General features: G+C 41.2%; 17 protein-coding genes. 13 read left to right on the forward strand and 4 right to left on the reverse strand.

Annotation, left to right across the window (positions count from 1 at the left end):
- Window position 1: 1 nt before the first annotated feature.
- Window positions 2–1,228 (reverse strand): DNA polymerase IV, encoded by a 1,227-nt coding sequence (dinB, locus tag Q7O90_RS04745; protein WP_304128130.1) that lies wholly within the window; start codon window positions 1,226–1,228, stop codon window positions 2–4.
- Between the two features lie 145 nt (window positions 1,229–1,373).
- Window positions 1,374–2,741 carry an NCS2 family permease gene (locus Q7O90_RS04750; RefSeq protein ID WP_297966592.1) on the reverse strand — a complete coding sequence of 456 codons (1,368 nt, stop codon included), beginning with the start codon at window positions 2,739–2,741 and terminating at the stop codon, window positions 1,374–1,376.
- A 337-nt stretch (window positions 2,742–3,078) separates the two neighbouring features.
- On the opposite strand from Q7O90_RS04750, the gene galE reads away from it, so the two are divergent.
- The 8 genes from galE to Q7O90_RS04790 all read left to right on the forward strand — a co-directional run bounded on the left by galE (window position 3,079) and on the right by Q7O90_RS04790 (window position 15,480).
- Window positions 3,079–4,116, forward strand: coding sequence for a UDP-glucose 4-epimerase GalE (galE, locus tag Q7O90_RS04755; RefSeq protein WP_304128133.1), 1,038 nt, complete (start codon window positions 3,079–3,081; stop codon window positions 4,114–4,116).
- 177 nt (window positions 4,117–4,293) lie between these two features.
- Window positions 4,294–6,471 (forward strand): hypothetical protein, encoded by a 2,178-nt coding sequence (locus Q7O90_RS04760; RefSeq protein WP_304128136.1) that lies wholly within the window; start codon window positions 4,294–4,296, stop codon window positions 6,469–6,471.
- A gap of 306 nt (window positions 6,472–6,777) precedes the next feature.
- A complete protein-coding gene (locus Q7O90_RS04765) occupies window positions 6,778–8,502 on the forward strand; it encodes a Cna B-type domain-containing protein (protein WP_304128138.1) in 1,725 nt (574 codons plus the stop codon).
- Between the two features lie 312 nt (window positions 8,503–8,814).
- Window positions 8,815–9,555 carry a 30S ribosomal protein S2 gene (rpsB, locus tag Q7O90_RS04770; RefSeq protein ID WP_106056288.1) on the forward strand — a complete coding sequence of 247 codons (741 nt, stop codon included), beginning with the start codon at window positions 8,815–8,817 and terminating at the stop codon, window positions 9,553–9,555.
- A gap of 97 nt (window positions 9,556–9,652) precedes the next feature.
- On the forward strand, window positions 9,653–10,564 hold the full coding sequence (gene tsf, locus Q7O90_RS04775; RefSeq protein ID WP_304128141.1) for a translation elongation factor Ts: 912 nt from the start codon (window positions 9,653–9,655) through the stop codon (window positions 10,562–10,564).
- A gap of 242 nt (window positions 10,565–10,806) precedes the next feature.
- Window positions 10,807–12,255 carry an aminoacyl-histidine dipeptidase gene (locus Q7O90_RS04780; RefSeq protein ID WP_304128144.1) on the forward strand — a complete coding sequence of 483 codons (1,449 nt, stop codon included), beginning with the start codon at window positions 10,807–10,809 and terminating at the stop codon, window positions 12,253–12,255.
- A 181-nt stretch (window positions 12,256–12,436) separates the two neighbouring features.
- Window positions 12,437–13,135 carry an ABC transporter ATP-binding protein gene (locus Q7O90_RS04785; RefSeq protein ID WP_304128147.1) on the forward strand — a complete coding sequence of 233 codons (699 nt, stop codon included), beginning with the start codon at window positions 12,437–12,439 and terminating at the stop codon, window positions 13,133–13,135.
- Between the two features lie 8 nt (window positions 13,136–13,143).
- Window positions 13,144–15,480, forward strand: coding sequence for an ABC transporter permease (locus Q7O90_RS04790; protein ID WP_304128149.1), 2,337 nt, complete (start codon window positions 13,144–13,146; stop codon window positions 15,478–15,480).
- A gap of 174 nt (window positions 15,481–15,654) precedes the next feature.
- Here the strand turns inward: Q7O90_RS04790 and Q7O90_RS04795 are convergent, their stop codons facing one another.
- Window positions 15,655–16,155 (reverse strand): metallophosphoesterase family protein, encoded by a 501-nt coding sequence (locus Q7O90_RS04795; protein ID WP_304128151.1) that lies wholly within the window; start codon window positions 16,153–16,155, stop codon window positions 15,655–15,657.
- 78 nt (window positions 16,156–16,233) lie between these two features.
- On the opposite strand from Q7O90_RS04795, the gene Q7O90_RS04800 reads away from it, so the two are divergent.
- The 5 genes from Q7O90_RS04800 to Q7O90_RS04820 all read left to right on the forward strand — a co-directional run bounded on the left by Q7O90_RS04800 (window position 16,234) and on the right by Q7O90_RS04820 (window position 21,913).
- Window positions 16,234–16,998, forward strand: coding sequence for an alpha/beta hydrolase (locus tag Q7O90_RS04800; RefSeq protein ID WP_158696642.1), 765 nt, complete (start codon window positions 16,234–16,236; stop codon window positions 16,996–16,998).
- A 74-nt stretch (window positions 16,999–17,072) separates the two neighbouring features.
- The gene (locus Q7O90_RS04805; protein WP_304128155.1) at window positions 17,073–17,942 is read left to right on the forward strand and encodes a phosphoribosylaminoimidazolesuccinocarboxamide synthase; all 870 of its coding nucleotides are present in this window, start codon (window positions 17,073–17,075) and stop codon (window positions 17,940–17,942) included.
- A 63-nt stretch (window positions 17,943–18,005) separates the two neighbouring features.
- Window positions 18,006–18,671 carry a manganese efflux pump MntP gene (locus Q7O90_RS04810; protein WP_304128157.1) on the forward strand — a complete coding sequence of 222 codons (666 nt, stop codon included), beginning with the start codon at window positions 18,006–18,008 and terminating at the stop codon, window positions 18,669–18,671.
- A gap of 64 nt (window positions 18,672–18,735) precedes the next feature.
- Entirely contained in the window at window positions 18,736–20,601 is a 1,866-nt protein-coding gene (locus tag Q7O90_RS04815; protein WP_304128159.1) for a Na/Pi cotransporter family protein, read from the forward strand.
- Between the two features lie 10 nt (window positions 20,602–20,611).
- Window positions 20,612–21,913 (forward strand): galactokinase, encoded by a 1,302-nt coding sequence (locus Q7O90_RS04820; RefSeq protein ID WP_304128160.1) that lies wholly within the window; start codon window positions 20,612–20,614, stop codon window positions 21,911–21,913.
- Between the two features lie 50 nt (window positions 21,914–21,963).
- Here the strand turns inward: Q7O90_RS04820 and Q7O90_RS04825 are convergent, their stop codons facing one another.
- On the reverse strand, window positions 21,964–22,767 hold the full coding sequence (locus Q7O90_RS04825) for a DUF975 family protein (RefSeq protein ID WP_304128162.1): 804 nt from the start codon (window positions 22,765–22,767) through the stop codon (window positions 21,964–21,966).
- Window positions 22,768–22,973: the final 206 nt, after the last annotated feature.

The following is a 22,973-nucleotide window of genomic DNA, read 5'->3' on the forward strand; positions in this document are numbered from 1 at the left end:
TTTAATCCTCGTCAATCCCGATATCGTTTCCGATCACGTGCGCAAACTTTATCGATGATTTCCCAAATTTATCCCTTATCTCATCCATCGCTTTAGCTATATTTTCATCTTTTTCACTTCTCTGTTTCTCGTCTGTGGTAGCACCCATCGTAAATATGGTGAGCTGACCATCGTCCGGAAAATCTGTCAAATCTATCGCTGTTACAGTAAGAAGTCTTATTGGCTTATTCGTATAATTCAGCTCGCTAATTAGCTCTACTGCAGTATTTCTAAATGCTGCAGGGCTACTGATTGGGCTCGGTAATCGCTTTTGTCTCGAGAGCCTTTTAAATTCAGGCGTAGTGATCTCTATTTTGACACCTCGTGCCCATTTACCATGCCTTCTTAAGCGAGTGCTGACTTTGTCTGTTAATTCTGTCAAGGCAATCCCTACGTCGTCGGCACCCTTTAGATTGCGCCTAAATGTCATGCCGTGTCCAACTGACTTAATATCATCTCGATTGTCATATGCTCTAACGGGGTCATCATCTAACCCATTTGCATACTTGTAGAGATTTACGCCATGTACTCCAAAAGTCTTGGAAAGCAGCAATTTGTCTGCATGAGCTAAGTCGCCGATGGTGTGAATTCCAAGACTGCTTAGCTTAGTAGCCGTCGATCTACCTACAAAGAACATTTCAGAAACAGCCATCGGCCATAATAATTCCTTAAAGTTATTTCTTGAAATAACCGTAGTCGCGTTAGGTTTCTTGTAATCGCTTCCCATCTTTGCAAATATCTTATTGAACGAAACTCCTGCAGAAAGTGTGAGACCAAGTTCACGGTACACGCGCTTTCTGATATTGTCCGCTATAATCTTCGCCTCGCCGAGCAGCATTTCGCTAGCGGTCACATCTAGCCATGATTCATCAACACTGAATGGTTCCACAAGATCTGTATACTCCAAATATATCGAGTTAAGCATATGACTATACTCACGATATTTGTCGTGATGGGGAGGTATTGTTATAAGTTCTGGACATTTTCTCTTTGCAGACTGAATAGTCTCGGCTGTTACAATACCAAACTTTTTTGCAAGTTCATTCTTGGCTAAAATTATTCCGTGCCTACTATCTGGGTCTCCTGCGACTGCAACGGGTTTCTCTTTTATATCGGGGAGTGATAAAAGCTCGACAGAAGCATAGAAGCTATTCATATCACAATGTAGTATTCGTCTATCTGAGTTCATCCCAAAACCCTCTCGTAATTTGCTGTTATACTATTATAAACGATTTTTGAAGTATGCGAACAGGCGTTTTTAAATATAACAAAGGCGAGCTCAAATGAGCTCGCCTGATATTTTTATTCAATACACTACTTATAATAAAGTCAACTTAATGAAATCCAATTCCAGCAATTAGTGTGCCGATTCTAAGTGCGAAGAGGGCGAAGGAAATCCACATTACTGGGGAAACCTCCTTAATCTTTCCACCGATAACCTTAAGTAGCACCCAAGAAATCATACCGAACATGATTCCGTTTGCTATGGAATAAGTGAAAGGCATGAAGGTGATTGCGCAGAATGCAGCAGCAGTATCAGCGATATCAGAGTCAAAGTCGATATTCTTGATAGATGATACCATCAATAACCCTACATACATAAGTGCTGGAGTTGTAGCAAATCCAGGGATAGCTAGGAATACTGGTGAGAAGAATAGTGCTACTGCGAACATAACAGCAGATGTGACGGCAGTAAGACCGGTTCTACCTCCAGCAGCTACACCGGCACTTGATTCAACATATGAAGTTACTGTTGAGGTTCCCACGATAGCTCCGAATATTGTACCGAATGCGTCAGCGAGAAGAGCACCTTTAGCACGAGGGAGGTTTCCGTTTTCGTCGAGAAGATTTCCCTTAGATGCAACTCCGATAAGTGTTCCTACGGTATCAAATAAGTCAACGAACAGGAATGAGAATGTGATAACTAAGAAGTTAATCAGATTCTGCGATATCCAAGCGAAGTCAAACTGCCCGATGTGCGGTGCGGATGGAATACTGAAAATCTTTGCAGGTACTAGTGAGAATGCGCCAGCAGCAGGATCTACGTGGTACCAACCAGTCTTTTCAGCGATAATTCCGAGAATCCATGTGATGAGGATGCCCCATAGAACTGCACCAGGGATATTCTTGCGAACCATAGCACATATGCAGAAGAATCCGATCATAGCGAGGACAAACTGAGGTGTTCCAACATGACCGAGATCAACAAGTGTTGCAGTGCTGCTGATTACAATACCTGCGCCTTTGAGTCCGACGAGTACGATAAACAATCCTATACCAGCTGTGATTCCGTACTTTAGGTTAGCAGGTACTTCGTTAACAAGCTTTTCACGGAAGCTAGTTAGTGAAAGGAGAACGAATACTATACCTTCTATAAGTACTGCGGCAAGTGCGATTTTCCATGGGTCATTAATTCCAGCCTTTGCCATTGGAATGCAGACAGAGAATGCGAAGTATGCATTAAGTCCCATTCCTGAAGCTAGGGCAACAGGGTAGTTTGCGAAGAATGCCATGAATAGAGTAGCTACGGTTGCAGAAATTGCAGTAGCTGTAAATACAGCAGCTCCATCCATACCTGCTGCAGATAGGATGTTAGGATTTACTGCCAGAATATATACCATCGATAGGAACGTGGTAATTCCGGCGATAATTTCAGTACTTGTGGTAGTACCATGTTCTTTAAGTTTAAAAAACTTTTCCATAAAGATAACTCCTTCTAGTGATAAATAATTTCTTTTAGATATTTGAATAGCTCATATAATAGCCTATTCGTGATAGAATAATTATAGGTTGCATAAAGACCGACTTCAAGAAAGGTTCACACAAATTAGTGGCCTAAAATGATATATCAGTCATAAAAAATGATTTTTCCGAACTTTGCAATGTGTAAAGTGGTGGAATGTTCAAGATAACGGCGAATGTTATCAGGATACCATGTATTTGTTTTAACTATATAATAGACTTTGGTATTGAGAAAATCTATAATGTATCACCATAAGCAATTTTAGAGGTTATTTATACGGTATTGAGGTTGGAAAAATGTCAGATATTAATATTGATAACAAAGCTTATAAGAAAAAAATTCTGCTCACTGGTGGCGCCGGGTATATTGGCAGTCATGTTGCTGTTGCGCTTCTCGAATCGGGATTCGATATCGTAATAGCTGATAACCTTAGCAATTCCAGTGAAGAATCGCTCTCGGGAATTCGAAAAATTACGGGAAGAGATTTTTCGTTCTATAATATAGATGTTTGCGATAAGTCACTCCTTGTGGATTTATTTGAAAGAGAAGAGTTAGATGCTACTATACATCTAGCTGGATACAAGGCTGTCGGAGATGCGGTTAAGTCACCGCTTAAATATTACCGAAACAACATTGCGTCTACCACATCATTGCTCGAGGTGATGGATAATTACGGTGTGCGCAAGATTATACTTAGCTCATCCGCAAATGTATATGGCGAGTCAAGCGTTGTGCCAGTTACCGAGGGTTGTGAGACTGGTAATTGTACAAATCCCTATGGTAGGACTAAGTGGGTACAAGAGGAGATGCTAAGGGATTTATTCACCGCTGACGATAGGTGGAATATAGTGATTCTCAGATATTTCAATCCGGCAGGCGCCCATGAGAGTGGCCTGATTGGAGAGATGTATGGAAAGTTTCCAAGCAATATCGTCCCATCGCTTGCTCTTGCAGCAAATGGAGACATTCCGTACTTTAGAGTGCTAGGCACTGGCTATAATACACCTGATGGTACAGGCGTTAGAGATTATATTCATATAACGGATTTAGCTAATGGACACGTTATGGCTATAAAAAAACTTTATAGCCAGCCGAATGTATATACATATAATCTTGGAACTGGTCGTGGATACAGTGTGTTAGAAACCATTAAGGCTTTTGAAAAAGCCTCAGGGAGAGAGATCCCATACAAGATAGAAGCTGCAAGAGATGGTGATATCGCAGAAATGTATGCTTGCAGCGACAAGGCTAGAGAGGAGCTTGGATGGACTGCAAAGTACGGGATAGAGGATATCTGTAGATCGGCTTGGAATTGGCACAATAAAATATATTAATTTAAATTAATAAATCTACAGGTGGTGTATGAAAATAAATACATGCATCACCTTTTAAAATGGAATATTGCGTGTAGACTTTAAGTCTAACAGGCTGTAAAATTAGTCTAACAAATTACTCGTTAAGTTTTAGCGGCAGAGTATTGCTGCTTTTTTAATAGAAGGAGGAGAATTAAGATGAAGGCAAAGAGATTGTCTAAGAAGCTTCATGCGCTAATAGTCGTTGCTGCGATGATGGTTGCTCAGCTTGCTGCTGTGCTTCCAACGTCTGCTGCAAGCAACGTGTTACCTGTTGCGCAATATGTTACACAAGTAGGAAGTTCTACTGGTGGAGCAGGTGGTAACAGTTCGACTTATAACGGAACTGTGAAGCTAAAGATTCCAATGTCAAAGGTTCTTGAACCTAATGAGACAGAGATGGCAAACGCAGCTGCAAATGGTCTGTACCCACACGGAAGAGAGGGGAAAAATAGAATAGCTTACATCGAGTACAATGTGACTTTTCCTGAAGATGTGAACCTCGGCAACATATCTGTAGCAAACTCTGTATCATACATCAACAGTAACAGAATAGTTAAGACTGTTAATGGCAGGACTGTAAACTTCAAGATGTATCTGAACGATGTTAACTGGCAGGGCATCTATAATGCATATCTTGCAGATAAGGCGAATCCAAATGCTCATACTGTAGATATCAGCATTCCTTATAGTGTTACAGCTAACGATAAGGCATCAGCTGCTAGAATGGAGGGAGAGCGCATCGTTGGAAAGGGTGATTTCTCGTTCTATCCATCTGGCTTTTTGGCATTGATTGGTTCTGGTCTTGAGACATACAACACTGACGTAGCAAACGTTGGTTTTACAAGCAATCTAACACAGTATTTTCCTCAGGATTTGACTAATACAGGAAATCTCGAGGGAGACATCCTTGTTGGCAATGAGACTGAACACAGTGCCGTGTATGTGGCAGAGAAGGATGATACTATCGACTTCACAGGAAACCTCAATGTAAAGCCTATCAAGGATGAACTCACAAGACTTGAGAATCAGTTTAACGGAGCTGTGGCTGCTGGAATTAATGTTGAAAATATCGACACAACCTTTAATGCTTCAATTGAACTTCCTTCTGGAATGAAGTTCAAAGATGCGAACCCAGCTGTCCAGCTACTTGGAGCAAATGGCAAGTTTGAAATTACTAATTCTTCGTTAAATGGTAATAAGGTTGATGTTACCATTAAGCTTAAGAATTCTAATAACATTAGAACTTACAACGAACTAAAGAGTGCGGTGTCCGCAGTGGACGACAACTTAAAGGTTGTTGTTAAGGGTGCACAGTTCACATCTGCTGCAACTGCAAACACAAACTATACGGTAATTGGAAAGGTTAGTGGAAGTTTCAAAGCAAAGGCTACCAATACAGTAAGCAACAAAGTAATAAACTTTAACTATGCATGGAACGGGAAGCAAAGTGCAGCAGGTTCAGATGCAACTAACCCATCTGACCTAAGCAGGATATCTTTCACTCTTAAATATAAGCAAGCGCCTACAGTTGTAACAGACGTTAGAGACCTTGAGGGCGATATACTCATCGGAAATGAAACAGAGCACAATCAGGTATATGTATCAGGTAGAAATGACACGCATGAGGTCACTGGTCTGCTAAGAGTGAAGCCTGTAAAGGATCAGATGACTCAGATTGAGAACAACTATAGCAACCCTATTGCTAATCAAATCAGTCTCGAGGATGTAGATACAACCTTTACTGCAAGCCTTGAATTGCCAAATGAAATGACATTTGGTAGCGGCACTCCAAGTGCAGCTCTTGAAGGCGGTAATAATGTGTTCAAAATCACTGATGTTACTCGCACAGGCAACAAGGTTGTCGTTACTATCAAGCTTGCAAAGAATTACACTAACTATGAAGATCTAGCTAGAGATATCAGATCCGTAAGCGATGATCTAAAGGTGAAAGTCGGTGGAGTTAAGTTTACAAATGCAGCATTTGTAAACACCAACTATACGATGAGAGGCGAAGTCGGTGGAGTATTTAAGGCAAAGGCAACTCATATACCTACTGGCAAGATTGTAAACTTTAATCTAAAGTGGAACGGTAAGCAAACTGCAGATGGAGCGGATGCGATTGCCCCAACAGATCTCAGCAAGATTACATTTACTCTAAAGTATGCTCCAGAGACGACTCCTGTTACACCAGTGAAGCCAAATAAGCCTGCTAAGCTTGGCAAAGTTGTTAAGACTGGCGATGCTTCAGATGTTATGCTGTATATGCTCATAATGGGTGGTGCGTTAGCAGGTATTGCCGGTGCAGCTGGACTCAAGAGAAGAGAAGAGAGATAATTAATCATAAGATTTCTCAAAACAATTTAATAGTGACAAAGACGCCGATTAGTCGGCGTCTTTTTGTCTGCATATTTATTTAATTAGTATCTATATAAATTTTTAAACATAAGCGGATAGGTATATGCATAATCAATCAATTACCAAGGTGGTCAGCAACCTTTGGTGGATGTTTATTAACGCCTTATACTAGAAGTAATAATATTTTTCTTGAAAATTTAGTGTGACATATGAATATTAATATGCTACATTTGTAATGATGACAAAATAGGTCAACAATGTGCGTATTTTTATAAGGAGGAAATTATGAATGCGAGATTTAAAGCCATAACTAAGAAGCTTATTGTAGTTGTCTTGTCATGCATCATGCTACTCGGCATAATGCCGATTATGGGAAAAGCTTTTGCAGAGAGCTATCATAATGATGTAATCACGGATGTAAAACTTACCAAGGCGGATTTAGTTACGCCGGCAACGTGGGCTGATGTAACAACAAGGATGCAGCTAGTAGTTAAGTTTGCTTTGAATAATAGAGTTCATGCGGGAGACAAGACTATTATCCATGTCCCTAATGAATTTGAAATCGTGAAGAGAGAGTCTTTTGCTATCAAGAGCCCTTCAGGCGAGACTATCGCTAATGCGGTTACTGACCCTGATGCGAAGACAGTTACGATTACATATGCCAATTATGTAGATAGTCACTCTGATATATCTGGCTCACTCCATGTCACCGTAAAAATTGATACAGATGTCGTTACATCTGGTCAGACGATGAGACTCCGCTTAGTTATGGACGGTGGACGTGGCTTTGACATCAATCCATTTGTATATGCTGGCGTTCGTGGAGATAATCCGGATGAACACCTGTATAAGAGAAGCTACTTCGATAACAACGATCCTACAATTGTTCGCACCAGAATCCGCGTGAATGGTAAGGGTGGTAATTTTCAGAAACTCACTGTAAAAGACACTATTGAAACTCCTGCAGTTTCCTATTCAAAGGATAGCTTTAGGATTACGAAGGGAAAGTGGGAGATTGGGGCGGATGGATACTTTACTCTAAAAAATGAGATTGATGTAACTAATCAGTTCCCAATCAACTTTGACGGCAATAGCTTCACTATTGATTTCAACAATGTGCAGGGAGAAGGCTACTACATCAAGTATGATATGAAGCTTTCATATAGACCTGTCAATCAGGAAATTGTCAACAATAGAATCAGCGGCTATAACGATGCCCAGGTAATTATGGATGAGGTAATCAGAGCTGTATATCAGGAGTCTGGCGGTGAGGCAAACGGCTACCACTTTACTATCAAGATCCACAAGGAAAATGAAAATGGTGATAGTTTGAGTGGTGCTGTTTTCGAAGTTATCAGAGAGTCTTCGGGCGTTAAAGTTGGGGAGATTACTACAGATAGCAATGGTAATGGCAGCCTTGGCGGACTGCTGAAGGATAAGTATACGATTAAAGAGAAAAAAGCTCCAGAAGGATATATGCTATCCGCGGATGCTGTAAGAGTAGCGCCTGAAGAATTCGGACCAGATAAGTCTGTTACGAAGACAATTAAGAACAGCTACGCTCCAGACGAGACTAGCGTAACGGTGACGAAACGCTGGGATGACGGGAACGATAAGGATAAACTGAGACCGGAAAGTGTCAAAGTGCAGTTATATGCTAACGGAGTGAAAAAGGGCGCTGAAGTAACTCTTAAAAAGTCTGAAAACTGGACTTATACATGGAATAACTTGCCTGAAAAGAAGAGCGGACAGAAAATAAAGTATACAGTGAAGGAAGTAAACAGGCTTCCAGGTTACGTAGCGAGCGTTGATGATGCTAATCATGGAAATATTATAATCACTAACACTCATACACCTAAGGAGACACCTAAGAAAGACATTCATAAAAAAGGCAATAGTCCTAAGACTGGCGATTCAAGCAAACCTGTTCAATCTGCATTTGTGCTATGTGCCTCTTCGGTTATGCTCGCAGTAGTTGCAGCTAAAAAAAGACGTAAAAATATTCAGTAGCAAGTTCGGTAATAAGACCATTGAACTTTTACAATGATGAATAGCTATGCAAGCAGGTGCTCGAATACTTACGAGTTATGAAATAAGGTGGCAATCAACTAGATGTTAGATGATTGCCATTTTTTTATATACAGGCTTGAAAAATAATCATATATACTTGCAATAATAAGGCTCGTGACCTATAATATATAGGCATCTTTGTGTTCAAATGCATGGATGTAGTAAGTAATAATCACATCGTGAAGTTGCCGCGGTGCCTATTGAAGGTTGAAGGCTAGTGTTCACGGTGGAAGTAACAACCGGAGGTTAATTATGTCAGTAGTATCAATGAAACAGCTTTTAGAAGCAGGTGTTCATTTTGGACACCAGACTAGAAGATGGAACCCTAAGATGGCTCCATATATCTTCACAGAGAGAAATGGAATCTACATCATCGATCTTCAGCAGACTATTCAGAGAATCGACGATGCTTATGATTTCATCAGAAAAGTAGCAGCAGATGGAGAGCCAATCCTGTTTGTAGGAACAAAGAAGCAGGCTCAGGCTGCTATTAAGGACGAGGCACTACGTTCAGGAATGTACTTCGTTAACGAGAGATGGCTCGGTGGTATGCTCACAAACTACAAGACTATCAGCAAGAGAATTGCTAGACTAGCTGAGATTCGTGAGATGGAAGCCGACGGCACTATCGATAAGTATGCTAAGAAGGAAGCTCTCAAGATTAGACAGGAAGCTGATAAGCTAGAGAAGTTCCTCGGCGGAATCAAGGACATGAAGGGCATGCCTGGTGCAATGTTCGTAGTAGATCCTAAGAAGGAAAAGATTGCTGTTAAGGAAGCAAGAACACTTGGAATTCCAGTTGTAGGTATCGTAGATACAAACTGTGATCCAGATGATGTTGATTACATCATCCCTGCTAATGATGATGCTATCAGAGCTGTTAAGCTAATCACTTCTGCAATGGCAGATGCTGTAATCGAGGCAAAGCAGGGCGAGAGCTTCGATGCTAGCGAGGTTCCAGCTGAGGAAGCTGAGACTGAAGCAGAAGCATAAATTAAAGAGATTTTTATAAACGCATAATATAACAAGTGAATGCCGTCCGGACCGAGAACTAACCCGGCTCGGGCGGTTATTTAGTAAGGAGGACACAATGGCTGTAACAGCTGCACTAGTCAAGGAGCTTCGTGAACTTACAGGTTCCGGAATGATGGATTGCAAGAAAGCACTAGTTGAGACAGAAGGAGACATAGATAAGGCAGTAGACTGGCTTCGTGAGAAGGGAATCATGAAGGCACAGAAGAAATCTGGCAGAATTGCTGCTGAAGGACTCGTAAGAATTGCTTTTGGCGAAGGCAACAAGGTTGCTGCAATCGCTGAGGTTAACTCTGAGACTGACTTCGTATCAAAGAACGAAGAGTTCGTTGAATTTGTTGAAGCAATTGCTGCTGAAGCACTTGTAAAGGGTGACCTAGATATGGATGTTTTCTTAGAAGAGCCATTCCAGGGATCTACTGTTAAGGAAGTTCTGACAGCAAAGGTTGCTAAGATCGGAGAGAATCTTAACATCAGAAGATATACTAGAGTTGAGGAAGATGGCGTTGTTTACACCGGCTACATCCATGGTGGCGGCAGAATCGGTGTTGTTATTGGAATCAAAACTGATGCTACACCTGCAGAGGTAGAAGCTTGCGGCAGAGACGTTGCTATGCAGGTTGCTTCTATGAACCCTAAGTTTGTAGATGAAGATGGTGTTGATCCTGAGTACATCGAGAACGAGAAGAAAATCCTCACTGAGCAGGTTCTAAACGAAGGTAAGAAACCTGAGATGGTTGAGAAGATTGTTGCTGGCAAAATCAAGAAGGAACTCAAGGAAGTTTGCCTTGTTGACCAGCCTTTCGTTAAGGACAGTGACCTAAGCGTAGGACAGTATGTTGAGAAGTGCGCTAAGGAAATCGGCAAGGATATGAAGGTTGTATCCATGGTAAGATTCGAAGTTGGCGAAGGAATCGAGAAGAAGGAAGATGACTTTGCTGCTGAAGTTGCTGCAGCTGTTCAGGGCTAACCTATACTCGTAGCAAGCACTATACAAATAGAATTAAATTCTCGATGTTCGTGATATGTCGGGTAATGACACAGCGTGGCCAATGGCTGCGCTGTTTTTTATGAATAATTTATAATTCATAGACAATAATCTGCAAAATGACAATTGTAGACGAATCATATTGAACTTGTATGCACAAATATTTATAATTGTTTTTGTATATAGTACATAAATCTACGATTATGACATTATGGAGGTTTTCAATGAGTGACGTAAGCAAGCTAGCACCACAGGAAGTGTTTAGATATTTCAAGGAAATCAGTGATGTTCCTCGTGCATCAGCGCACACAGAGAAGATTAGCGCATACCTCGTTAATTTTGCTAAGGAACACAGTCTGGAATACTATCAGGACGAATCTGGGAATGTGATTATCTGGAAGGATGGAACTCCTGGGTATGAAAACTCTGACACGGTTATGATTCAGGGTCACATGGATATCGTTGCAGAGAAGACCGAGGACAGCACTCATGATTTCCAGAATGATCCATTAGAGCTAATTGTTGATGGTGATACTCTAACTGCTAACAAGACTACGCTTGGAGCTGATGACGGGGCTGCTATTGCAATGGGACTCGCTCTCCTTGATTCGACAGATATACCTCATCCACCACTAGAATTCATCGCTACTGTTGATGAAGAGATAGGTATGCTAGGTGCGTACGCGCTGGATGGATCGAAGATTAGATCTCGTAAGGTAATTAACATTGACTCTGAGGAAGAAGGTATAATCACTGTTGGATGTGCAGGTGCAGTGGATATCTTTACAAGTTTCCCTGCGGATAAAAAGCTTGTTAATGGCGTTAAGTACAAGTATGTAGTTGATGGACTCCTTGCAGGTCACTCTGGACTAGACATTCATCAGGAACGTGCTAATGCTGGTCAGATTGTCGCTAGATTATTCCTCGACGCTAGAGAGAAGGCTGAACTTAACATCGTATCAATCAATGGCGGAAGAGCTACTAACGTAATCCTCGGAAAGGTAGAGGGTGAAGTAATAGTTGCTACATCGGATGCTAAAGCATTTGAAGAAAGCATTGAAGCATCTACTGAGGAAATTAAGGCTGAATACCGCACCTCGGACCCAGGAATCACTGTATCTATAGAGGCTATAGGTGAAGCGTCGGAAGAGGCTGTAGATACTGTATGCCAGGATAATTTCTTTAAGTTCTTAGTTGCTTGTCCGACAGGAGTGGAACACTATAGTGTAGAGCTCAAGGGACTTGTTGAGACATCTCACTCAATCGGTATCGTAAAGCTTGAGGACGGCAGATTAATCACTAAGTCTATGTCACGTTCAAGCGTGAACTCGCGAAATAGATTGCTCGCAAGAAAGATTGGAATCCTTGCAGAAGCTCTTGGAGCAGAGGTTGAACATGGTAGCTCGTACGGAGCATGGGAATTCAACAATAAATCAGATCTCCTAGATGTGTGCATAGCTGCATATAAGGAGCAGTATGGTGAAGAGCCAGTGGTAAGCGCAATGCACGCTGGAATTGAGTGCGGAATCTGGGCTGAAAAGGTAGGAAAGGTCGATGCTGTTTCTATCGGTCCAGACATGACAGGCGTACACTCGGTGAATGAGGAACTTTCAATCCCTTCGACAGAGAGAACTTGGCAGTATCTAAAGCTAATCCTATCTCACTGCAAGTAATTGCTAGGGGATAATTGAATTAAAAAGCCGTATTGAATCGTTAAATAAATAGTGATATATTAATAAAGACAGGAATAGTTGCATGATTATTCCTGTTTTTTAAACCAGCTGAGTTAGATGAACCTAACTCGCGCTTATCAAATAATGCTCACTAATTAATGAGGAAAGCAGAGGATAGAACATGTATCTTAAGATTGACAACATTAAGAAAAGCTATGGCACAGGGGACAGCCGTGTAGATGTTCTAAAAGGGATAAATTGTGGCGTTAATAAGGGAGAAATATGTGTACTTTTAGGTCCGTCAGGGTCTGGAAAGTCGACACTACTAAACATACTCGGCGGCATCGATAAGGCTGACAGCGGGTCTGTTACAATCGGGGAAGATAAAATCGAAAACTTTAATGATAAACAGCTCTCTCAATATAGGCGCAAACATCTCGGCTATATATTCCAGTCATATAACCTTGTTCCTAATTTAACTGTGAGAGAAAATATTGAAGTAGGAGCGTATCTCAGTGACAAACCGCTTCCTATAGATGAATTGATTGAGCTGCTTGGCCTTGAAGCACATAAGAACAAGAAACCGAACCAGCTCTCAGGAGGTCAGCAGCAGCGCACCTCCATAGGCAGAGCTATTGTAAAAAATCCAGATTTATTGCTCTGCGATGAACCTACAGGTGCACTTGATTACAATACCTCTAAGGAGATACTTAAGCTCATTGAAGATATTAACAACAAGTATGGTAGCACTATAGTTATAGTTACACATAATGTCGCAATCAGCCAGATGGCCCATCAAGTCATTAATCTCCACGACGGTCGGATCAGAAGCGATGAGAAGAACAATAACAGGCTAGCTGCAGAACTTATAGAATGGTAGGTGCGGCTATGAAGAACCCAATTTACAAGAGAGTCTTTAGAGAACTTTGGGCCGAGAAGGCAAAGTATTTAGTGCTGTTTCTTTTTCTTGTGTTCTCTATCGGTTTCACGAGCGGATATCTTGTTGCCGATGGTAGCATGATACGCACATACAACAAGAGCTTCGACAAATACGCTGTTGAAAACGGGCATTTTAATATCGCTATGAAGCCAGGTTCAGACTTTAACAAGATAATTAATAATCTTGAACAGAATCAAAAAATCACTGTACAGGAACAGTTCTACAAAGAACAGGAAGTGACAGCAGGAAGGCACAAGGGAGATACATTCCGAATTTATAAGGACAGGAAAACTCTAAACAAGATATCTGTTTTATCGGGACACCTACCTAAACACGATAATGAAATTGCTATAGATCGTTTGTATGCCGAGAATAACGATATTAAAATCGGTGATGCAATATACGTTAACGGGCGAAAATTCAAGGTTTCTGGCCTCAGCGCATTTTCCGACTACAGTGCGATGTTCAGGAACAATGCGGATATGATGTTTGATGCGCAGAACTTTTCCGTCGTAGTTGTAACAGGCAAAGCTTGGGATAAACTCGGAGATAATGGAATCTTCTATTCTTATGCGTGGAGAAATAAAAATCAAAAGCTGTCTGAAAAAGCGCAAAAGGACAAAGCCGTAGATGTAAAGAACGAACTTCTGGACGAGCATGTAATGCTGACAGATATAGTCGCTAGACCGGATAATAATGCGATTATGTTTACTGGAAATGACTTTGGAAACGATATGGCAAGCATGCAGATGATGCTTTATATAATAATGGCTGTTATAGCATTCATTTTCGCAATTAGCGCTAGAAATGGGATTGAGAAGGAATCAAAAACTATTGGTACGCTAAGAGCTACCGGCTACAAGAGGAGAGAGCTTCTGTCGTACTATTTAATGCTGCCGATGATAGTATCCCTGGTGGCTGCGGTCACTGGAAATATCCTCGGATATTCATATCTAAAGGGAATTATCGCAAAAGCATATTATCATAGTTATTCGCTCCCGATGTATACGACTTATTGGAATAGTGAAGCGTTCATCAAGACAACTCTCGTTCCAATAGTGATAGTATTTATCGTAAACGTCGTTGTACTGACACTAGCTCTTAGAACAGAGCCTCTGCAGCTACTGCGAGGTGAAGTGAAGAGCAAGGTGGGTACCAGAAATCCGGTGCAATTACCGAACTGGAAGTTTATCTCAAGGTTTAGAGCGCGAATTATTCTTCATAACATAGGTGCATATATCACACTCGCGATAGGAATATTGATGGCGAGCATATTGATGATATATGGAACTATGTTCGGTCCGATGCTGACTCACTTTAAAACGGATGTGCAGAAAAGTCAGATTGCTAAGTATCAGTACGTTCTTAAAGCTCCATTCGATGTTAAGTACGATAAGGCGGAGAAATACGCATACTCTACGCTTAAAAACAATAGAGATGAAGATGTGTCGATATATGGAATCGAAGATAACTCAAGATATTTTAAGGGAAAGCTAGTAAACATAGATACTAATAAAGTTGATACTGCTGATTCAACAAGTTCCAAAGCAAAGTACAATCGCGGAAAGAAGGAAATAGAAGTACTCGCAGCAAGCGGATATATGGAGAAATACAGACTAAAAGATGGGGCCAAGATTAAGCTTCATGATAAGTTTGGGGATGGCAAATACACATTCGTACTGAAGAGGACATATAAATACCCTTCGTCACTGACACTCTTTATGCCTATAGGCGCATATAATAAAGTATTTGGAAAGGATGCAGGGAATTACACGGGCTACTTCGCAGATAAGAAGCTGGATGAGATAAATAAGGATTACATTGCATCGATTATTACGAAGCAAGATCTCACCCTTGCTGCCAACCAGCTAGAGTCATCTATGGGTGAAATCTTCAAGATGTTCGGTGCGTTTGCCTGCACACTATATTTGCTATTTCTTTATTTACTTGCCAGATCAACAATCGAGAAGAGCGTTAATTCAATCTCGCTCGTCAAGATACTTGGCTACTCGGACGGTGAAATAGGAAAATTGTACAATTATGCAACAGGGATTGTGGCGATATCCTCGCTGGTGATTTCAGCATTCTTAGGAGAGCGAATCATTAGAGAACTGTTTTATTACATGATGCTTGGGTATAGTGGATGCCTCGAATATTACATAGAACCAAAGGTTTATATTGAATTTCTCGCTATTGGTATAATTGGGTATCTCTTGATATCAAATGTGTTAATGCGTCAGATTAAGAAAATTCCAATGGCGATTGCTCTAAAGCAAGCGGAATAACGCTATATACCTTATACAAATAACTAGCCTCATTAGTGCATAGGAAAAGCCGTACATCAATTGAAATTTCAGTTGACGTATCGGCTTTTCTGCTATGTTATAAAATTTTAGATAGCATTATTAAAAGTCAAAATTTTCATAAAAGCACTTTATTTTCGAACGAGGTCCATAATATCAATACTCTATAATAGTTGCTGCGAGCTTTTTCTCCTCAGAAATTATCAAAGCACAAGAACTCTTACTTCCGCCCCTAGGGTTAGTGAGGCTGCCGGGATTGATAAACCTTATACCAGAAGAAACTTCGTTTACAGGAACGTGCGTGTGACCGAAGCAGACAGCTACACATTTATGCTGCATGGCGAGATACTTTAGGTTCATGAGCGAAAATTTTACATTTTCCATATGACCATGAGTGATCATGATTTTACCAGCAGGACTATCGATAATCTCGAAATTCTCTTTGTTACAGCCATCGCAGTTGCCCGGCACAGAGCTAACAGGGATGCCAGTTTGAGCTTCAATCTCATGGGCATCCTTAATGAAATCACCGCAGTGGATGATGCGGTCTATTATGCAAATCGAAGTCGATATGCGCTCGTACATCTCGAGTGCGCGGTCTAACTCGCCATGTGTATCACTTAAAACTAAAATATTCATAGTAATATTGTAATACACTAGATATATCTCATATACTTGTTTTGAATGTCATCAGGAATTAAAATATATGGTAATAAAGCTTATTGGAGGAATATCGTGATTACACGTGGAGTTACGATTAGAGAGGGATCGCTCGCAATACACGGAAGGTGGTATATGGATGGGCGCGAGGAGAAGCAACCTACCATCATAATTTGCCATGAGTTCGGAACAAATATGAGGTTTACAAGCAGGTATGCTCAGATGCTGTGCAAGCAAGGGTATGCCGTATTTATATTTGATTTCTGTGGATCTGAAAGCGGGACTAGTAGAGGCAGAAAGTCGACTGAAATGAGCGTAACGACTGAGGTGATTGACCTCCTCGTGGTGCTTGACTATGTGCAAGACCGTCCATTTGTGAATAAGAATGCTGTATTTCTCATGGGCTGCTCGCAGGGTGGGCTCGTCGCTTCACTTGCTGCCGAGAAGCGAAAGAATGAAGTTAAGAAGCTCGTACTTTATTATCCCGCATTGTCCATACCGGATGATGCTCGTAAAGGCTCTATGCTAGGGGCGGAGTTTAGCGGGGAGGAAATTCCTGATAGCTTTAAAGTTATGAACGATAAGTTTAGAGTTGGTAAAAGATATGTTGCTGATGCTATTGTGCTCAGCGAGTGGCGCGAAATGATGCGGTACAAGAATCCTGTGCTCATAGTACATGGAACGGATGATGAGCTTGTGGATATCGATTACGCACGTAAGGCTGCAAAGATATTCCCAAATGCTAAGCTCGTAGAAATCAAAGGCGGTAAACACTTATTTCCGTCACTTGAGGAAAGAAAAATTGCTGTTGCCGAGACGATAAGATTCCTTTGGGAGTAGCGAGACGCGTCAAATGGTGATACAATCTATAGGTACAGATTTTTAAGCTGTTTAAAACGCTAGGAGGAAGCAAAATGCAAGAGTTTAAACCTTTTAAGGCTGGTAAGGTAAGAGAGATTTACGATAATGGTGACAACCTAATCATGGTTGCTACAGATAGAATTTCAGCATTTGATCACATTCTTAAGAATGATATAGTTGACAAGGGTGCAATTCTCACACAGATTTCTAAGTTCTGGTTTGATCTGACTGAGGATATTGTTCCAAATCACTTGATTTCGGTTGATAATGATGACATGCCGGAGTTCTTCAGAAGCGAGAAGTTTGCTCGTCGATGCACTATGTGCCGTAAGCTAGATATGCTACCTTTAGAGTGCATCGTTAGAGGGTACATTACCGGTAGTGGATGGGCTAGCTATCAGAAGACCGGTGAGGTTTGCGGAATCAAATTACCGGAAGGGCTTAGAGAGTCTGAGAAACTTCCTGAGGCTATTTATACACCTAGTACAAAGGCGGAGATAGGCGATCACGATGAGAATATCTCATATGAAAAGAGCGTTGAAGTTTTAGAGAAATCATACCCTGGAAGAGGTGAAGAGCTAGCTCAGAAGGCGAAGGAGCTAACACTCGCTGTATATAAGAAGTGTGCAGATTATGCGCTCGAGAGAGGTATTATAATCGCCGATACTAAGTTTGAATTCGGACTCGATGAAGAGGGTAATGTTGTACTTGCTGATGAGGTTCTTACACCTGACAGCTCAAGATTTTGGCCGGTAGAGGGATATGAAGTAGGTAAGTCACAGCCTTCTTATGATAAGCAGTTTGTAAGGGATTGGCTGAAGGCAAATCCTGATAGCGATTATAAGCTTCCTGACGATGTAATCGATAAGACAATCGAGAAGTATAAGGAAGCATATAAGCTTTTGACAGGTAAGGACTTCTAGGCTGTTGCAATATGATTTTCTATGGGAGCCGTGATTACGGCTCTCATATTATGTGGGACAATTATGAACTTGATTTTTATTATTGCTAGCATACTTCTAGGTGTTGGTCTTGCGATGGATGCATTTGCGATATCAATCGCCAATGGCATAAGTAGACCAGATGCTGAGTGTAGATATGTAATGAAAGTTACAGCGGTATATGCATTCTTTCAATTTGCAATGCCAATGATAGGGTGGGTTATGGTGCACGAAGCGGCAAAGGCTCTTGGCGTTTTCAACAAACTCGTTCCATGGATTGCTTTGGTATCGTTAGCCTTTCTTGGTGGTCGCATGATCCTCGAAGGCGTTAGATGCGGAAAATCAAGAGCAAAAGTCTGTAGTGATAGTGGAATGGTGAAGGCTAGTGATACAGAGGTCTGTAGAATGAGTGAACTTTCAGAAGTAAGTGAAACTAATCCAGCCAATCTTACAGGCATGACTCTGTTTATGCAGGGAGTTGCGACCTCTATTGATGCTTTATCGGTGGGATTTACTATTTCTAGCTATGATGCAGAAGCCGCCATAGTCTGTTCGAGTATCATTGCAGCAGTCACGTGGATTATGTGCTTTATTGGCATGCGTATAGGTGCGAAGGTCGGTGAATTGTTTTCTGCTCATGCTGCAATTGTTGGGGGTGTAATTCTTGTAATTATTGGCATAGAAGTGTTTGCAAAAGATGTATTACTGTAATAGAATTACACTGCATGGGTATTACATTCTAAAGACGAAATATTTAATGTAAGGAGATATCAGATTGGAGATTTTCTTTAAAATCGTGAGTCTGCTCGGCGGACTAGCAATGTTCCTATATGGAATGCGCATCATGGGTGACGGCCTTAAGTCAACATCTGGAGGTGCAATGAAGGCTGCTCTTGCAAGGGTTACGGATAAGCCTTTTAAAGGTTTTTTACTTGGGCTTATAGTAACGTGTATGATTCAGAGCTCAACGGCAGCCATCGTACTCACTGTGGGTCTTGTTGGAGCCGGATTCCTGACATTCAGACAGTCAATCGGAATCGTGCTTGGTGCCAACGTAGGAACTACGATTACAGCACAGATTATCAGATTGATGGACGTAAAAGCAGGGTCTACAAGTTTCCTGTCTTTCTTCAAATCAGACAACTTAGCGCCTATGGCACTTGTTATAGGTATTATTCTGATAATGTTTGTAAGCTCGAGAGCTGCACATACCGTGGGAACAATCCTGATGGGATTCGGAACACTTTTCGTGGGGCTTATGAACATGAGCGCAGCAGTTTCTCACATGGGTGATACTCTCAGCAGACTGCTCGTTTCTTTTGAAGGGAACCCGGTGCTAGGATTTTTCTCTGGTGTATTCGTTACAGGAATCATCCAGAGTTCATCGGCCGTAGTCGGAATACTGCAGTCAATTGCAAGTACTATAGGAATTAAATTCTGCGGAGTATTCGCAGTAATCATCGGTATAGATATTGGTGACTGCTTGACCACATATCTGGTATGCCGAATAGGTGCAAAGCCTGAGCAGATAAGGACTGCACTCGTACATATTCTTTATAATTTTACAGCATCTACACTTCTATTTATAGCCGTAGGTGTGCTTAGAGGTACAGGTGTTATCGATGATCATATATGGTATATGACGCTCCGCGCAGGTGGTGTTGCTAATGTTCACGGACTATTTAAGTTAATACCAGCGCTATTATTGCTTCCTTGTGCTGGGATTTTTGCAAAGGTTGCAGAGAGGCTCGTTCCAGACCAGCCAGAGGATCCAGAGGATACGATGATCAAAGAGAGTATAAAGCAGCTTGACCTCAGACTCATCAACAATCCTCGTATCGCACTTGGAGAGACACACTCGATGACGAGCAACATGTTCGAGGTTGCGCTCCACAATTATACAGCTTGTATACAGCAGATGTATGAGTATGATCCAAAGCGTAACGAACGTATGAATCAGCGAGAAGATATGATTGACAAGATGACAGACGTTGCTGATAAGTATGTAGTCGAGATTTCACCGCATATCACATTGGATTATGATGACAGATTCCAGAGTTTCCTCATGAAAGGATTAGTAAGCATTGAAAGAATCGGCGATCTGGCAATTAACATCATGGACGCTATTAAGAATATGAGGGAAGAAGATGTTGAATTCTCAAGGGCTGCTATGGCTGAACTAAGGGTACTGCTGACGGCCGTAAACGATATACTCGAACTGACGGCTGATGCGTATAAGGAGAGTAGCTACGAAAAGGCTCAGAGGATTGAGCCTCTTGAGGAAGTTATAGACGAGCTTGTGGATGAAGTTAGACGTAGACACATGTGGAGAATGAAGCACAATCTGTGCGATGTAGTTAAGGGCATAAGTTTCCAGAATATCTTACAGAACCTTGAACGTATCTCCGATCAGTGCTCCGACCTTGGTGTTAATATACTTGGTATCGAAGATGATAATATCTATGGAAATGAGCACCAGTACTTACGTGATATTCATCACTCTGACGATGATCTATATAATCAGCTATTTGAAAGATTTAAGGCTAAGTATATGGGCGTGCTTGACTCGATGTCAGCAGACTCTACAGAGCATGATGATTCGGATGTGGAGAGACAGCTTCAGGTCGATGTTGTAAATTAATAAAGCGTGTATGAAAACAACTAACAAACTGATTTTTGAATTAAAGGACGGAGTGTACGATTCGCTTCTCAAAGATGCGGCAAGCTCTGATGATATTACGAGGCAGAGAGGGAGACTCTGTGATGCCATCAGTGGATTTGAGACGGATTTCGGTCAGATGGAGGTTTCCGTATATTGTGCTCCGTTTACGATTCCGCTGCTCGGAGACTTCACGGAAGCTCAGAATGGTGCGGTGCTTAGTGCGGCCATAAATAGCGAGCTTGTAGTTGTTATATGTGAATCTGAGGACAAGATGGTCCATGTGTATTCTGAGGCAGAAGGCATACTCGAGTTAGATCCTTGGGGGCTTAGGCGAAATGAGAATGAAATACATACCCTGAAGGGGCTCGTTAGAGGCATACTCGCGGAGCTGAAACTGAGGGGGTATGAGATAGGTGGATTTAATGCCTATGTTCTAGGACATGCACCTTTTGAGCTCGATGATATATATGTGCCAACCTTTGAAGTCTTGATGACGAGAGCTATATTTGAGATATTTAATCATGGTGAGCTTAACAAGTATGAACTAGCCGAGATAGGTCAATGTGCATCGAACTCACATTATGATGTACCTAGCGGTACTTCGAGGCAGCTCGCTTCATGTATGGGTGGATTTAGCTTTGCGGATTTCAAAAAACCAGGTGTTCCTATTTCTAGCAAAGTCATCGGTGAGGTGCTGCCGAGAGATTACAGATTAGTGCTCACTAAGCTTTATCCAAAGGCGATTCTAAGTGAGCGAACTGATATCGCAGCACTTGGAGATATCGTCCATGAGCTCAGGCAAGTTGCAGGGATTATCGGAGCGAGAGTGCTTAGAGATGTAAATAGCGATGTGCTATTAGAGCATGCGGAGCAGATAAGAGATGAGCTCGGCGATAGGGCACTTCTCAGAGCATTCTGCTATATGGGCGAGATCATCAGGACGCTAGAGGCTAGTAGTTACATAATTACTGATGACATAGAGAGGTTTATAAACACTTTTAAATCTGCAAGTGACTCAAGATTTAAATACCTTCAATCTTATGGGGTTGTAGGTGCGCCGACATTCGAAGAGCTTGCGATTGCAATATCCGTGAGTGATGAGCTTCTCTACGACAGCGGTGCTACTGCTATCATAGGTGATGGAAGACAGGGCATATCTGCTGCTATTGCAGCGATGGGAAGAGTAGAATCGTATATCAAGTCTATGCAGAAGATATTTGGTGATGATGCTGGAACTGAGATATCTGAGATATATGAGTTCAGTAAGACCAGGCAGTTTAGGTTGATTTAGCGACAGACACAAATATACAGACAAATAAAAGAGCTCCAAGTAGATTTTATCTACCTTGGAGCTTTTCTGCTATAGTAGCCTTGATTCATAACAGGATAGATAACCGGCTTCCTGCCAAATTTAATATTGCTGCCGAGTTTTCCGGAAATTATTCTATATACTTCAGTATCGCAAGATAGTTTGTACGGCGTATAATAATAAATTCCAACCAGACCAAATGTAACGAGGCTTCCAATATACCAACCTATGAACGACAAGTCATAGTTAAACATTTTTTCTTTATTACCATGCATCATATCTTCTGAAAGTTTTAGAGCTGCATGAGTGTCAATATCTGGGTTTTCAGCTAGAATATAAGGTACCATTCTGTATTTGTATGCCTTAACAATTCCTGGGATGATGAATAAAATTGACCAACTAAGAATCCGAATGTTCCTTGCGAACATAGTCTTAACAATATTGATGTAGCTGCTCTTAAATCCATCTATAAGGTGTAGTCCGTAATGGTCACCTGCTGCATTATTCAGAAAAAAAGATCTAACGCTGATATTGAGCGGGTTAATGAAGAATATTTTTACCGCTATCAATAGAAGCAGTACTAATATCATTGCGATAATTGGAAGTGAAGTAAGACGCGTGTAGAATGGGTCTTGTGCGAAGGAGTAGTCAATAAGATTATTTCCGCCAAAATCAGTAGTAACCATCTCAAAGCGATGGGCTAATGATAGTAAACCTCCAGCAATGAACATCCTGTAGATTATTCCGATCATTACCTTATTCCAATAACTTGGATTATGTCTAAATTTTATTTTGTATTTGAGCGCTAATGCATCTATGTACATAATTTGTTCCATAAGTTAAGTTTCCTTCTTTAATTGATGATTCATTATAGAATATAGTTTAATGCTAGTAATGTCAAATTTACTCTCATAAATATTGATAACACAAAATATCCATTAGACTAGAAATATTAATACAACTTAGTACAGAAAAAAGACCTCCTTATATATGAAGGAGGTCTTTTAATGTGCTTGTTTAAAAGCTATGCACTGCACCTAAG

Source organism: Mogibacterium diversum (assembly GCF_938028775.1).
Taxonomy (GTDB): Bacteria; Bacillota; Clostridia; order Peptostreptococcales; family Anaerovoracaceae; genus Mogibacterium; species Mogibacterium diversum_A.

Coding starts and splice junctions, on each gene's coding strand:
- dinB (WP_304128130.1), bottom strand. CDS start 1,228: ATGAACTCAGATAGACGAATACTACATTGTGATATGAATAGCTTCTAT.
- Q7O90_RS04750 (WP_297966592.1), bottom strand. CDS start 2,741: ATGGAAAAGTTTTTTAAACTTAAAGAACATGGTACTACCACAAGTACT.
- galE (WP_304128133.1), top strand. CDS start 3,079: ATGTCAGATATTAATATTGATAACAAAGCTTATAAGAAAAAAATTCTG.
- Q7O90_RS04760 (WP_304128136.1), top strand. CDS start 4,294: ATGAAGGCAAAGAGATTGTCTAAGAAGCTTCATGCGCTAATAGTCGTT.
- Q7O90_RS04765 (WP_304128138.1), top strand. CDS start 6,778: ATGAATGCGAGATTTAAAGCCATAACTAAGAAGCTTATTGTAGTTGTC.
- rpsB (WP_106056288.1), top strand. CDS start 8,815: ATGTCAGTAGTATCAATGAAACAGCTTTTAGAAGCAGGTGTTCATTTT.
- tsf (WP_304128141.1), top strand. CDS start 9,653: ATGGCTGTAACAGCTGCACTAGTCAAGGAGCTTCGTGAACTTACAGGT.
- Q7O90_RS04780 (WP_304128144.1), top strand. CDS start 10,807: ATGAGTGACGTAAGCAAGCTAGCACCACAGGAAGTGTTTAGATATTTC.
- Q7O90_RS04785 (WP_304128147.1), top strand. CDS start 12,437: ATGTATCTTAAGATTGACAACATTAAGAAAAGCTATGGCACAGGGGAC.
- Q7O90_RS04790 (WP_304128149.1), top strand. CDS start 13,144: ATGAAGAACCCAATTTACAAGAGAGTCTTTAGAGAACTTTGGGCCGAG.
- Q7O90_RS04805 (WP_304128155.1), top strand. CDS start 17,073: ATGCAAGAGTTTAAACCTTTTAAGGCTGGTAAGGTAAGAGAGATTTAC.
- Q7O90_RS04810 (WP_304128157.1), top strand. CDS start 18,006: ATGAACTTGATTTTTATTATTGCTAGCATACTTCTAGGTGTTGGTCTT.
- Q7O90_RS04820 (WP_304128160.1), top strand. CDS start 20,612: ATGAAAACAACTAACAAACTGATTTTTGAATTAAAGGACGGAGTGTAC.
- Q7O90_RS04825 (WP_304128162.1), bottom strand. CDS start 22,767: ATGGAACAAATTATGTACATAGATGCATTAGCGCTCAAATACAAAATA.